Raw genomic sequence first — 13,621 nt, 5'->3', positions numbered from 1 at the left:
CAGCGAACCCACCCACGTACCGGCACCCGGACCAGGCACTCAACACCCCCACCCCGCTGACACCCACCCAATGCCACCAACGCGCCCACTCACACGGTGCGCGCCTCACTCGTCGGCCGGACGGCCACCGGCGGGGCGCCCGGGATCCTGCTGTGCGCGCTTCATGGCGGCAGTGTCGAGTGCCTGTTGCCGAAGGGTGAGTTCCCGGTCGAACTTCTGCGCTGCATCCTGGGCGAGCCCCCCGTCGGTCATCTGCCAGAAGTGCGGCTCGTAACGCTGGCGGACGCGAGTCGGCTGGGAGAAAAGCGCCCTCATCACCGGGTCGGAGTCCGCGCCTTCGGCCGCGTCTTCCGTCTCGGGCGGCTCGGCGTGGCGGATGAGGCCGAATTCGAGGAGGCGCTGGCAGCCGTCCTCCCAGGCCTCGTCACGTAGGCCGAAGAGCTGCATGCGGGGCCGCGTGGTGAGGAAGACGCCCGACGTGTGGTGCTTCTTGGGCGCCCACTGGCTCATCATTCTCAGGATGAGCCAGGTGGCGACCTCGGAAGGATTGAGCACCTGGATCCAGCCCTTCAGGAAGAAGTCCTTGGGGAGCGTGATCGTCTTGTGGGCCGCCCAGTGAAGGGCGGGGACGGTGTAGAAGTCCGGGGTCTGCTTATCGCCCCGCCCGCTCTCCTCCATGAGCGAGAAGTTCTCGTACAACCGCTGTCCGCGCGCGCCCCGAGGCATGGTGACCAGGGCGTCTTCCTGGCCGAGTTCTTCCAGAGTTCTCAGGGCTCCCTTGACTTGCTGGAGCCGCAGGGCCTCCAGCTTCCTTTTGCGCCACAGCTCCTCCACCCTCGCGCTGCTGCGGAGCTCCGGGGGCATGTTATCCAACGCGGTGTCGTACGTACCCGACGCGGTGTCGTACCCACCGTCGATGGCAACGAGGGCGGACCACGATCCGGACCCCTTCAGCGGGAGAACGTTCTGCCAGGGGTCTCCTGTGTCCAGTCGGCACTGCGCCTCGAAGGCCGCCAGCAGGTAGAAGCGCAGCGCTATCCCCCGTGAAAGGACCAGCTTGGTGAGCCTCGACCGTTCCCCGTCGGCCCGCAGCAGGGTGCTGCGCAGGACCATCGAGCCCGGCTGCTTCCCGGCCTTCCAGATGCCATCCAGGGCCTCACAAGCATTCGTGATCGAGCCGGTCTTCTGCATCTGCCGCAGCCGGCGCAGTCTGCGCTCGTTCGTCTCCAGTGCATCAGCCACGACCGCTCCCAAAAACTGGTTAGCGTTTTGATCCCGCAGTTTTGATCCGGGCCAAGGGAATCGCTAACGCTCTTTACCCGGATCAAAACGTTGATCACGCCCCACGAAGGCTCTTCCAGACCGCTGAAAATTGACTTAGGCCCGCTCAACGCGGGCTCGGCGGCTCGTCGTTCGCACGGACGCGAACGGCCCCGGGTACCAGCCGGGGCCGCCTGCTCGAAGAACTCTTCAAGGAGAACAGTACGTGGCAGATTCCCAGAACCCCCAGCCCCTGCCGCAGCGCTGGGCGATCATCCTGCTCGCCGGCGTCGTGGCGGGCGCACTCGTCCTGAGCCTGGCAGGCGTACTGCCGGGGCTCAGCGCCGCTGGCGCGACCGTGCTCGCCCTTCACCAGCTTATGGCGTAGCGAAACCCGGTGGAGAGCGCCGCCAGAGCCCTCCACCGGCGCTGCCAGATGCCCCGGGCCGACCCGGTCGGGGGCCTTGGGTCCAACAGGCCCAAAGCGGCGTGAGCTGCACGGCGCGTGCTCAGCGGCGGCTGTCGCCCGGGGGAAGCAGGCTGGTCAGCTCGGCGATCGCGTCGGGGGACCACTTGAAGTAGCGGCGGACGACCGGCCCGGCAGACACCTCCGAGGGGCTGGAGAACGCCTGCCTGAGGGTGCAGCCGCCGGCCTGGCTGTAGCTGGTGACGATGTCGGCAGCACGGTTCACGATGCTCGGCCCCTGGAGTCTGGGCACTCCAGTACCTGTACCCATCGGGTCAGCGGCGGGTGCCTCCCGAACTCGGGCTCTGGTCCACTTCGTGTGGTCCGGTGACGCTCGGTCACGCCAATAGAACCCGCTTGCGTAGGAGTTCGAATCCTGCGCGGCCGAACATCTGGCGCTTGAGCATCTTGATCCTGTTGACATGGCCCTCCACGACGCCGGAGTTCCAGGGGAGGGTGAGGCCGGCGGTGACGGCGTCGAGATCACGCAGGAGGTGCTGAGCGAAGTGGCGGAGGCTGGGCAGTTCGGTGGTGGCGCTGGCTGCTTCGATCCATTCGGGGAGTCGGTCGCCTTGCAGGTCAGTGAGCATGTGGGCGAAGTAGCGCACGTGCTCGGCGAGCGCTGCCAGTTCGGGGCAGTTGACCAAGACGGCTTTGAGCTGGGTCTGGTCGCTTTCGGGTAGAGCGTCGGGGTGCGTGAGGATCCACGCGTGACGGCGCGGGCCGATGGCGGCCGAGGGCCGACCGGTTGGGGCTTGCCGCGAAGAGTCCTGCTGACGTAATCCCGAACGCTGGCGTAACCGCGTGGATAGCCCTGCTCCTTGATCTCCTCCCACAGTTTCCAGGCGTTGGTGCAGCCCTCCTGCCAACGCTGATCGAGGTAAGGCTTGTAGTCGTCGAGCCTGGTCACACGGCTTTGCCACTGACCGGTGAACATGTCCTCCGGAGTCGTGGCACGGGAGAAGCGCAAGATCGTGTTGAGGGTCATGCCAAGCTGCCGGGCGACGGACCGCTTGCTGTGACCGGCAGCGAGGAGAGCATGGATGGTGGCGTGCTTGGCGCGGGTGCGTTCGGCGAACTGGTGCCCTGTCGGCCAGGGCGACGACGCAGCCGGCTCCGCCCCTTCCTGCGGTTCCTCGGGCTGCTCCGGCATGGGGTGCAAGCAGCCGCGGTGCCGGTAGACGCACTTCTCGGCAGCTTCGCCCAGGTTGTGCCAGAGATGCCATCGGTCAGCGACCTGGAGGGCCTGCGGAGCACCGCGGGTGGCGCCTTCGGCGAAGAACGGGGCCCGGTCACGGCAGACGATCTCGATGCCGGGCCGCTCGGCGAGCCAGGCCGCGAGAGTGTCAGCCTCCCGGTCGGGAAGGAGGTCGATCGGACGACGTGTTTCGACGTCGACGAGCACGGTTCCGTAGACCCGCCCCTTGCGCTGGGCGTATTCGTCCACGCCGACCACACGAGGTGTGGCGGTGGCAGGGTCCGGAAGCGAGGCGATCAGCCTCAACAGGGTGTTCCTGCTGACCGGGACCTTGAAGGCATCCGTCATGCGGGCACCCGCCCGGCCCGCGAGCGCAAGACCGACCGACACCAGCGTCGATCGCAACCGCTCAGTCCGTCGCCCGAACCGGCGGGTGAGCCCGGAGACTTGCTCGGAGAAGGTCCTGCGTGGGCAGGAGTCCTCCGCGCAGACGAACCGTCGTACATGTAAGGACACCACGACGAACTTGCCCACCGTCGGTAGGTCACGAGGAAACCGCAGGTAGGAGCCATGAATTCGGCCTGACCAACATCCGCACCCCGGACAGGCCGCCCGCTTGACGGTCGTCCGAGCCTCGACCTGGACGACCATGTCGGTCACCTGGACCGACTCCACCAACACGCCCTCGACCGAGGAGAACAGCAGCTCATCCAGCTGCGGCAGCAGTTCGCTCACGGCGAGGACTGTCGACCACACCACCATCCAGCCTGGCGATTTTCGGGCGAACTCAACCGCCATCACACGAAGATCGACAGTCACCCTGTGTACACGACCACACGAAGTGGACCAGAGCCCCCAGAGATCGACGAAGCCACGGCCGCGACTGTCGAGCTGCACAGAAGATTTCAGTGCGCGGGGCGCTAAAACTTGTCGCACTGAACCATGTCGCGGGTCGGCTTGCGAACGGTTGGGGCGCACCGAGTGCTTCAGTGCCCGACGCCGTGGTCGTCTGGTGTCCCTTTTCGTGGGAGCGGCAGCTGTCACCGTTTGACGCGGCCGCGGATGGCCAGGACGGCCAGGCCCAGCAGTACGGGTTCGGTAAGGCGGGTGGCCATCTCGGTGTAGGTGCCGGTGGTGGTCAGGTCCTGGCCGGAGGAGCGGAACACCACCGAGTTGATCACCACCCGCAGGGACTTCTCGAACCGCTCGGTCGACAACAGACGCTCGCGGTACGGCCCGTCGGGGTTGACCGGATCGGGTGTCTCGGTGGTCATCGTGATGCTGCGGCCGGTGAGGGTGCCGGTGCTGGTGGGCTTCGGGTCGTTCTGCGGCAAGCCCCAGAGCATCATCGCCAGCAGGGTGGCGGTCATGGCTGCCAGCAGCCATCCCAGAGCACGGGAGGCCCGTAGGCCGTAGCCGGAAAGCGCCCAGTACGCGGTGAGCAGACTCCGCTCGGCCCACGGGATGTCGTCGGCGTGGCGGCGCATCTCCATCTCGCCGTAATAGAAGTCGGCGGCGCCGGGTTCGTGTTTGCCGTCCTCGAAGGCCTTGCGCAGTTGCCGATAGACCGGTGCCAGCGCGGCCGGTTCCAGTACCTCTTCCCCCTCCGGCGCGGGTGTCCATCCCCTCGTGCTGGTGCCGCGGCTGGCGCGCCAGTGGTGCTCTTCGGCCAGCGTCCGGCGCGGCGTCCAGCGCACTGGTCGCATCCCACGTCGACGCAGACCGGAGGGGGCGGCGGCCAGGGTGTATCGCCCTTCCAGCCGCAGTTGGTCGAGGTGGATGGTCCCGGCGAACCGGCAGTTGGTGAGGTCGATGTCGGTGAGCACCAGGTGCGCCGCGTCCACACCCCGCAGCGATACGGCCCGTACGCCAGGATCCGTCAGGCCGGCTTCGGCCATCTCTTCGCTGTCTACGGTGAAGGGCCGGGAGCGGGCGGCGATGCTCACCGGGTACTCCAGGACCGCGTCGCTCAGGTCCACGGTGGCGTGCCGCAGTCGCAGCGCGGCAGTCTGGGCCCACCGCGTCCGCCAGCAGCGCAAGGCCGCCGTGGCCGCCTCGATGATCACCGCCTTCTCGAACACCGCCTCTGACAGATCCAGCGTCCCCGTGCACGCCAGCGGCCCCATCACTGCAGCGCGTTCAAACACCACCCCAAGGAACTGGGCGTCGCCGCCGATCAACGCGCCGTCGAACCGGGCGTCGCCGCCGATCAACGCCTCGCTGAATGTGGCGTCGCCGCCGATCTCCGCGCCGCGGAATCCGGCGTGGCCGCTGAACTTGGCCCCGTCGAACCAGGCGTCGCCGCCGATCAACGCGCCGTCGAACCGGGCGTCGCCGCCGATCTCCGCCCCGCGGAATCCGGCGTAGCTGCCGATCTCCGCCTTGCTGAACCAGGCGTCGCCGCTGAACTTCGCGTCGCGGAATCCGGCGTGGCCGCCTATCCTCGCCGCGTCGAACGAGGCGTGGCCGTCGATTTCCGCGCCGCGGAATCCGGCGTGGCCGCCGATCTTCGTCCCGTCGAACCGGGCGTGTCCGCCGAATTTCGCGCCGTCGAACCAGGCGTCGCCGCCGATCTCCGCCCCACTGAACGAAGTGTCGCCGCCGATCTCCGCGCCGTCGAACCAGGCGTCGCCGCGAATCTCCGCGCCGTTGAACCGGGCGTCGCCGCCGATCTCCGCGCCGTTGAACGAGGCGTCGCCGCCGATCTTCGCCCAGCCGAACCGGGCGTCGCCGCTGAACCTCGCCCCGCCGAACTGGGCGCGACCGAGGCAGGGCCGGCCTGTGGCCAAGTCCCCCAGCGCGGTGAGCAGTTCGCTCAACAGTTCCTCGGTGAAGGGGGTGCCGCGGTGGTCGATGTCGGCGCCGGGGGCCAGGGTGGCCAGGTAGGCGGTGCGATCAACATCGTCCAGGTGGGCAAGGCAAGCGTCGTGTCCAGGGACGTGGATGCCGCGGCAGCCAACCGGGGCGGCCTGCGCCGCACCGTGGCCGCAGTGCGGCCAGCGCGGCGGGAGATCGGGGCTCGGATGCATCATGCCCCAAAGACGTTCCGGCACCCCCGGGCAGTTGCCGCATGGACGACCTGCTCGCCGACCTGCCCCCCTCCTCTGTGTCGCGGTGGTGGTCGAGAGCGTGGCATCGAGAAGGAGTGGAGCGGCACGGCAGATCATGCATCTGCGAGCAGCGGTGTGCGTGGCCGGGTGTGCGGTGGCTGACCGCAGCGGTTTTGCGGCCGACTCGTTCGGCTCAGGCACCGGCCCTGTCAACGGGCGTGGCTTCGGCGGTCAGGGCAGCGTGGAGGGCGGAGTCCGCCCGGGAGTCCTTCGCACGTCGACCGGGCGGACCGCTTCGGGCGGGATCTTCGTGACCGGCCTGTTTGATGACCGCTTCCTGCGGCTCCGCGTATGAAGGCGCGCCCGCCTCGGCCTCCAGGACATGGCGGGCGCGCCAACTGGACGCGGTTTGAGCGGGGAACACGGACTGCTTCGCGATCGGCTCCCGCCGTACGTACCGGCTGTCGGATAGGCCCTCAGACCCTGCTGGTCTTGAATCCCCGCTCAGGGTCGCGCCTGGCCGGAGGCGAAGGGCTCGAACCAATCGAGCAGGAGTGAGGTTGCCGTTCCAGGGCCCGGCTGATGTGACTGCCCGGGTCCTCCATGCCGTCGAGGGCCTCATCGAACAGCATGAGAACGTCGTGGTCGCGTCTCCCTCGAAGGGGGTCGCGGTCCGCGGACGGGGGACGGCCGTCCGCGGCGGGATGGTGGCGGGGGTAGTCGAGCCCGGGCCACTGTCACCGTGGAGTGCGGGTAGGGCTCAGGCTGTCCAAGTGGCGGTGCATGCGGTGGCGCTGAAGCCGGGGCCGACACCGAGGAGCAGGCCGCGGGCCCCGTCGGCTGGGGGGTCGTCGTGGGTTCGCGACAGGACGGACAGGACGGCGACGCCGCCAAGGTTGCCGTCTTCGCGGAGGGTGGACCATGAGTGGCGGGTCAGTTTGGCCTTGTCCTCAAGTTTGGGCTCCTGATCAATACCCAGCCCGCGTTCTGCGTCTTCCAGGACCCTGGGCCCGCCGGGGTGTATGACCGCGAACTCGACCTCGCGCAGCCGTTGTTCGCCGAGATGCGTCTGTAGGGCTGGCATGACGTCGTTCAGTGCCTCGGTGGCCGACTTCTCCGAGTCGAAGTGCAGGCCGCTGGCGTCGAGTCGCCCGGAGTAGCGCTCGCGGCTGCGAGGCAGGAGATATTCCCAGGTGCTGTCGATCTGCAGGCCTGGGCCGGGCGGGGTGTCGGTGACCAGGCAGGCGCCGGCGGAGTCTCCGAAGAGCGTCTTGTAGATCACCGACTGCTGGTTGGCGTCGGCGTGGTTGTAGACGGTGCTGAGCATTTCCGCGACCACCACCAGGACAGTGCTGCCCGGGTGCGCAGTGACGTGGTCGGCGGCCTTGGCGAGTGCTTGGGCGCCGCCGACGCATCCGAGGGTGCTCATGGGGATGCGCCTCACATCGGGCCTCAGCCCGAGTTCTTCGATCAGGTGGACGTCCAGGCCGGGAACGGTCCAGGAGCTGGTGTGGGACGTGACGACGCAGTCCACATTACTGGCGGTGAGGCCTGTCTGGGCGAGGGTCTGTTTGGCAGCGCGTACGGCGAGCTCGGCCGCGTCAGTGAAGGCGACCTGATTGCGCTCGGCGATCGGGGCGTCGCCGGAAATGGCGCGGTGGCTGAGCGGCCTGGTGAAGCGCCGGGTAGCGACCTGCGTCCTGCGGGCGTAGCGCAGCATCACGCCGAGCCGGGGCAGGTCGGGATGGGCGCGCTGAATGTCAGCGCAGATTTCGTCCGTGGTGATCTCATGCTCGGGCAGCGCGATGCTCGGGCGAGTTACATGGGCTCGGGTCACGGAGACTCCCTGATTGAGGATTCGACTGCTAGGTCAGGCGGTCGAAGGCCGCGACGAGGCTGTGCCGCGGCGGTACGGAGTCTGGCACCGCCCGGGGGCGAGGCGGATCGCGGAGCTGAGTATCTCGACAAGCTGGAGGGGGTCGGCCGCGTTGTTGAGGTGGCGGTATTCCATCGCAGCGAGGACGGCGATCCGTTCGGGCAGGCCAAGGTCGGGGCGGCGGTGCTCCTCAAGCAGGGTGTGGGAGGCGGCGTCGAGGCAGGCGCCCTGGCTGTGGAGGGTGTGGCTGCGGTCGAGTAACTCGCGGACGTAGTCCATGTAGTGGGCGACTTCCTTCTGTCCGACGAGCGGGCCGTGGCCGGGGACGACGATGCGCGGATCGAGGTCGAGGATGGTCTGGCAGGCGTCGATCACGCCGCTGAGCGGTCCCGCCCAGTGAACGGGGACATCTCCGACGAACAGTGTGTCGCCGGCGCAGACGACTCCGCTGGACGGCACGTGCACGATGAGGTCGCCGGCGGTGTGAGCGGGGCCGACCTCGATCAGGTGGACATCGAGGGATCCGATGCGGAGGTCGAGGCGGCTGCTGAAGGTGCGGGTGGGCGGGGTGAGCTCGAGACCGGTGAAGTCGTAGCGCCCGAAGTGCCAGAGCAGGTAGCGGTCGAAGGGCTCCGCGGCCTGGCATCGGTCCAGGAGGGCTTGCAGTTGGGACGGTGTGGGTTCGGAGCACAGGTGCGTCAGGTTCGCATCGGTGCTGATGACCTCTGCCGCGGGGAAGAGACCGGCCCCGTAACTGTGGTCGCCGTTGGCGTGCGTGGTGACGACCGTGGATATTGCTACGCCCGGCGGCAGCACGCGGTGTGCTGCCGCCGTCAGTGCCGTGGTCAGCGGCGCGGTGTAGGGGGTGTCGACCAGCAGCGCGTCGGTGCCGGAGGCGATCAGCACGCAATTGGCCATGCCCCAGGTCCCCGGGAACACGGGTAGCCAGGCGTGAACCTGATTGTCAATTCTGGTCAGATCAGCGGGAATACGCATGCCCGCATTCTGGTGCTGCCGGTTCAGAGTTGTGAAGATCCCCACGTTTCGTTAGGCGGCGATTGGCCTTCGGGCCATCGCCGCCGGTGCTACGAGGCGTCCGGCTCGAAGATCACGACGATGGCTCGTGCCCCAGGCGCTGCAAAGGGCGTCGATGCGACCATTTTGGCCAGTCCGGGCCCCAGCAGCGGATGCCTGAGCCGCCGGTCCACCCCGTCGGGCGCGATGGATGCGTCGCTGCCTTCGGTGTAGATCGGTCCGGCGGCCTTGTCGGCGCGGACATCGCGATCCAGTGCGGCAAGGGTTTCGTTGTTGCCGTGTTCTGCGTACGCCGTTCGCAGCTGCGCCGCGACGGATGGAGCCCACGTTGCTTCCCAGTCCACGAGTGTGGTGCGCGCCTCTTCGGTGAGCAGCATCCATCTCGCAGTGTTCTCGGGCACCTGCCGTCCCTCAAACATGTCGGCGAAGGCTCGGTTGAAGTACAGGACCCGCCAGGCGAGGTCGGTGACGTACATCATGTGCCGCTGACCGTCGCACGCCTCCTGCCAGTTGGCCGCAACCACTGTCCCGGCGTCCGGGGCGAGCGGATGCGTGGGCTGGTGTCCACGCGCGTGCACCCACATGGTCGTGTACTCGTCCGTCGTCAGCCGCAGCAACCTGCCCACCGCTACCAACAGATCCTCAGGAGGGTGCGGCAGCCGGCCCCGCTCGAACCGCCCGTACGTCTTGGTCGCTCGCTGCAGAAGCAGGTCCATGTGAGATTGCGTGAGGCCTTCTTGCTTGGGCCCGGGAGTGTCCGGCGGCCGCGGCGGCAGCCCCACCGATTCGGGGCGTATCTGAGCCCGCTTGGGGGCCAGCAATTGCTGGAGCGGATGCTCCGCGTCTATGCCCACCATGACTCCCTGTCCGCAGCGCTGTGGTGCGGTGGTGCGTGCAAAGCGGGGAATGGAATAGGTGCAGGAACTCTCCCGTAGATCAACCCGCGGTCCTCCGACAGGATCGGATGCCCGGAGCGGTGACCGCCGTTCCATGAGGCGCGGGGGTGCTTCGTACCTATGGGAGTACGGGAAAAGCAGGCAGGGATCTGCCATGCCGGACGAACGACGGCATCAACAAGCCGAATGTCTCGGCCATTCCCATCCCCCTCCTCCCGATCGGCGTGACCAGTCCGCGCAGGGAGTGCCCTGGGGTCCCTCACCTCGAGCGCAGCCCAGCTGACCTGCGACGGGTGTGCGACGCGTTACTCACTGTACAAGTGCATCGCGGGGGCGAGCACCCGCGTTTGCGCGATGCACGACCGGCGTGTCGTCCGCGTTTGGCAGGAAATAGGCACAGCGGTAGGGAAGTTGGAGCTGCCTCATGACTCGGTCCGTACTGGTCGCTGGTGGAGATCGGGGCGTCGGAAAGGCCATTGCCGCGAGGTTCGCGGCGCAGGACGACTGGGTGGCGGTCACGTACCGGGGCATTGAGCCTCCCGGCGACATGCTCGCCGTTCCGTGTGACCTCACTGATACCTCTCAGGTAGAGGCCGCGTACCGCGAGGTGGAGGACGCTCACGGTCCCGTTGAGGTCCTGGTCGCGAATGCAGAGATCACGTGCGACGGACCGCTGCTGCATCTGCAAGCGCTGGACGACACCGCTCCGGAGATAACCGCCGGCTCAATGCCATTGGTGGAGCGCGTTGTTGAGGAAATGCGCTGGGGTGACTGGGGACGCATCATCCTGATCGTCTCCGCTGTGGAATTTCAGGGCGAGGCCGGGCCATGCGGCTACATTTCGTCGGCAGACGCACTCGTCGGATTCGCTCGCTCGCTGGGTCGCGACCTGGCCAGCCACGGGGTGACAGTCAACGTGGTCGCCCCGGTGCTGCCCACCGAGGATATGAGTCGACTGGCGCGGCCGGAGGACGTCGCTGCCGTCGTGAACTTCCTCGCTTCGCCGGATGCCTCCCACATCACCGGGACTCTCGTCCCCGTCAACGGTCAGGCGGCCACAGGGACCTGACACCGCCGTATATCGGTCCGCTCGCATGGCCCGAGGGCCGCCGAGTCGGAACACCGCCGCAGGGATGGAAGGCCGGCCGGAAGGACGCGGGCCCGCAAGGAGGAGAGGAACATGCCGACGCTTGGCTCGTTGCCTACCGACAATGCTGATCTCGAACTTAAGTTCGCGTGGCCGCTGAACCCTGCCGCGTACGACACGCGGAAGGTCGCCGGCCTCACGACCGTCTCCGTCGAGGAGGTCAGAGGCGGGGCACCCCTGCGGCTGCAGGGCGGCGCCCTCGTTCTCGTGACGGGCAGCGTGTCGAATCGCGTCAACGGCAGCACCATGGAGGCTCTTGAAGCTCTCCTGTACCGGATGGCGGAGCGCCAGGCCGCGGCACTCGTGGTCACCGCCCACGCCGAGGCGCATCAGGTCTACCCGCAGTCCCTGCGGGATCTGGCCGACCAACTCTCGATGCCCCTGCTGGTCACCTCAGCACCGCCCGAGGCCTGGGACGGCGTGCACGAAGGCATCCGGCACTGCCGGATGATGTACGCCGAGCGCCAAGCGGGTCACCTCGACCTACTCATGCAGCAACTGCCAGCAAAGTTTTCCGACACCAAGGCGATGCAGCGCATCGCGGACTGGCTGAGCGATGTACTGGACGCTCAGGTGCTTGTCAGCGAACCAGGGCGGGTGCTCGCGGCCTCGCCAGCCACCGCTGCGGAGCACCTTGCGCAGGCCGTCATTCAGCAGTCTGTCGGAGGCAGCGGCGTCGACTGCGCGTCCGCACCTCACACACAGCTGATCTCCCTTGCACCCGGGACCGGTGCTGAGACCGTCCTGGCCGTCGCGTCGATCGCGCCCTATGACGAGGCCGATATCCGGCTGATCCGTCACGCCGCGAGGCTCCTCGGCCTGGTCGACCAGGCACGCCGGGAGTACCGCGCAGCCACCTACGCCTCGCTGACAGCCCGCAGGGTCACCATGCAGCTCCTCATGGAAGGAGAGACTGACAAAGCACGGCGCGTCATGGCAGGACTGTCGCCAGGCCTGCTGGACACCGACGTGGTCCGCGTTTTCGTCATGAGGGCTGCCCCTGCTGAACGAGACGTCGCCGTTCGGCTGTGCGAGACGGCAACAGCCGCCCGTGCACTGGTCGTTGATGACGAACGCGATGCCGGGCGCCTTCTCGTCGTCCATCCCGTGCCCCCGGGCGAAGAAGGTGACAACAGCGTCGCAAGTGAGCTCACGCGCATCGTGGGCGCCCTCGGCCCCGGCGCCTCCCTCGGCGGCAGCGACCTGTACTCCCTCGCCCTGCTGGCTGAAGCCCACCGGGAAGCAGTCACGGCGCAGCGTTTCGCGGCCCACCAGCCCGGTTCTGTCGCGCTGTCGACCCGGAGCACCGACTTCGTCTGCTTGCTCCCCGCGGACGACGCGCAGCGCTGGGCGCGCCGACGCTTGCGCCCAGTGATGCAGTCCCATGACCAGTGGGACCAGATCCGGGAAACGCTGCCCACCGCGCTCGCCTACCCGTACACGGTCGCCGCGCGGCGCCTCAACCTGCACCGCAACACGGTCGCCAGACGGATGAGTCGCGCCGCAGACCTGCTGAACGTGAACTTCGGAACGGTTTCCCACAGGGCGGCCGTCAGCCTGGCCCTGGAACTGGTCTCCCGGAGCGAACCGCTCCCCCTGCAGGAGACCGGCCCGGCCCCCACTCTGCACTCCCTGCTGTCCTCCTGCGAGATGAGCGACTGGGCGCAGGCTCTTCTGCGTCACGCTCACCACGACCGGCGTGGGCTGCTCACCACTGCCGCAGAGTGGCTCAAGTGTGACGCGCACACTGAGCCGGCCGCCAAAGCCCTGGGCCTGTCCGAGGTCACCGTCCGAGCTCACCTCAGAGCATTGGAGACCCTCACTTCACGTGACCTTGGGTCTCTCGCCGGGATCCGCGATCTTCACTTCGCCTTGCACATCTTCACCGGCGCCCCGGAGATCGCGTCATGCGACCCCGTACTGTGTGTAGCCGCGTGACGCACAGCACGGGGCTGGCGCGGTGAGAAGCTGTGTTTGAACCTCCCGTGACTGTTCCACCCACTCGGCCGTTGTCAGGTCATGAAGATCCGGCGCTTGACCGCTCTCCTTGGAACCTTCGCCGCGACCACACTGCTTGCGGTGGCCCTACCAACCTCCGCCCATGCCGCCGATGATGGCGGCAACGGCACCTCCGCCATCACGGGAGATTCCGGTGGCATCCTCAACACCTACGGTGCGCCGCTCATCAACGTTGATGGCCGTTGCCTCGTGCCCCTCCCCGAAGGCGAGGGCATCGGCGGTCACCTCCTCGGTGGGCCCAAGGCGGCATGCAACCTCGCCCCTGTCGATCAGTTCCAGGCCCCGCAGAAACTTCTCTGAACCGCACCCCACCTGGGGAGCAGCGCGCCGTGCCCGCGCCGGTGTTCGGCCAGCAGCGTCAGATCGACCGGCGAGGTCACCGGCCCGTTCTCGCAGAGCATCGCGTCCGTGATCTCGAACAGCGTGTCACCGCGCCGGGTCAGGCACGAGCAGAAGTCGTGCCACCGACGAAACTCTGTGACCTGCGGCTTTCTGAGCTCTCGCGGGTGAAGGTCCCGTGAGAATGTCGGGGGATTCCCAGGGGCTTCGAGCACGGCGGAGTCAGGCGGCCTCCCGGGTTGATCGCTGATGGCCTGGGCCGGACCCCGATGGGGAGTCTGTGCGGAGCACAATCTCCGGGTCTGGTGGCACAGTCGAAGAAGCCGCACCCGAAG

General features: G+C 67.7%; 11 protein-coding genes and 1 pseudogene. 4 read left to right on the top strand and 8 right to left on the bottom strand.

Annotated features, from left to right (window positions below):
• Window positions 1-105: 105 nt before the first annotated feature.
• Entirely contained in the window at window positions 106-1,242 is a 1,137-nt protein-coding gene (locus ACFWDI_RS26910; RefSeq protein ID WP_385307527.1) for a hypothetical protein, read from the bottom strand.
• A gap of 244 nt (window positions 1,243-1,486) precedes the next feature.
• Here ACFWDI_RS26910 and ACFWDI_RS26905 point away from each other — a divergent pair, with 244 nt between their 5' ends.
• Window positions 1,487-1,648 (top strand): hypothetical protein, encoded by a 162-nt coding sequence (locus ACFWDI_RS26905; protein WP_385307526.1) that lies wholly within the window; start codon window positions 1,487-1,489, stop codon window positions 1,646-1,648.
• Between the two features lie 121 nt (window positions 1,649-1,769).
• Here the strand turns inward: ACFWDI_RS26905 and ACFWDI_RS26900 are convergent, their stop codons facing one another.
• From ACFWDI_RS26900 to ACFWDI_RS26870, 7 genes and pseudogenes are all read right to left on the bottom strand, one after another.
• Entirely contained in the window at window positions 1,770-1,952 is a 183-nt protein-coding gene (locus ACFWDI_RS26900; RefSeq protein WP_385307550.1) for a hypothetical protein, read from the bottom strand.
• A gap of 112 nt (window positions 1,953-2,064) precedes the next feature.
• Window positions 2,065-2,952 carry a transposase gene (locus ACFWDI_RS26895; protein WP_385307546.1) on the bottom strand — a complete coding sequence of 296 codons (888 nt, stop codon included), beginning with the start codon at window positions 2,950-2,952 and terminating at the stop codon, window positions 2,065-2,067.
• Window positions 2,946-3,575: pseudogene (locus tag ACFWDI_RS26890) on the bottom strand (ISL3 family transposase); the annotation flags it as partial. The pseudogene ACFWDI_RS26890 and the gene ACFWDI_RS26895, both read right to left, overlap by 7 nt.
• A 389-nt stretch (window positions 3,576-3,964) precedes the next feature.
• The gene (locus ACFWDI_RS26885; protein WP_385307544.1) at window positions 3,965-5,953 is read right to left on the bottom strand and encodes a pentapeptide repeat-containing protein; all 1,989 of its coding nucleotides are present in this window, start codon (window positions 5,951-5,953) and stop codon (window positions 3,965-3,967) included.
• 781 nt (window positions 5,954-6,734) lie between these two features.
• Complete coding sequence (locus ACFWDI_RS26880; RefSeq protein ID WP_385307524.1) at window positions 6,735-7,811, bottom strand: PhlD; 1,077 nt, start codon at window positions 7,809-7,811, stop codon at window positions 6,735-6,737.
• A 33-nt stretch (window positions 7,812-7,844) separates the two neighbouring features.
• Window positions 7,845-8,846: an MBL fold metallo-hydrolase gene (locus ACFWDI_RS26875; RefSeq protein ID WP_385307522.1), complete on the bottom strand. Its 1,002-nt coding sequence runs from the start codon at window positions 8,844-8,846 to the stop codon at window positions 7,845-7,847.
• Window positions 8,847-8,935: 89 nt separating this feature from the next.
• Window positions 8,936-9,601, bottom strand: coding sequence for an XRE family transcriptional regulator (locus ACFWDI_RS26870; RefSeq protein ID WP_385307521.1), 666 nt, complete (start codon window positions 9,599-9,601; stop codon window positions 8,936-8,938).
• A gap of 604 nt (window positions 9,602-10,205) precedes the next feature.
• On the opposite strand from ACFWDI_RS26870, the gene ACFWDI_RS26865 reads away from it, so the two are divergent.
• From ACFWDI_RS26865 to ACFWDI_RS26855, 3 genes are all read left to right on the top strand, one after another.
• Window positions 10,206-10,850: an SDR family NAD(P)-dependent oxidoreductase gene (locus ACFWDI_RS26865; RefSeq protein ID WP_385307519.1), complete on the top strand. Its 645-nt coding sequence runs from the start codon at window positions 10,206-10,208 to the stop codon at window positions 10,848-10,850.
• Between the two features lie 111 nt (window positions 10,851-10,961).
• Window positions 10,962-12,866 carry a helix-turn-helix domain-containing protein gene (locus tag ACFWDI_RS26860; RefSeq protein WP_385307517.1) on the top strand — a complete coding sequence of 635 codons (1,905 nt, stop codon included), beginning with the start codon at window positions 10,962-10,964 and terminating at the stop codon, window positions 12,864-12,866.
• A gap of 81 nt (window positions 12,867-12,947) precedes the next feature.
• Window positions 12,948-13,247 (top strand): hypothetical protein, encoded by a 300-nt coding sequence (locus ACFWDI_RS26855; protein ID WP_385307515.1) that lies wholly within the window; start codon window positions 12,948-12,950, stop codon window positions 13,245-13,247.
• Window positions 13,248-13,621: the final 374 nt, after the last annotated feature.

The sequence above is a fragment of the Streptomyces sp. NPDC060064 genome (genome assembly GCF_042736455.1).
GTDB lineage: Bacteria > Actinomycetota > Actinomycetes > Streptomycetales > Streptomycetaceae > Streptomyces.
This window is presented reverse-complemented; position numbering and strand designations above follow the sequence as displayed.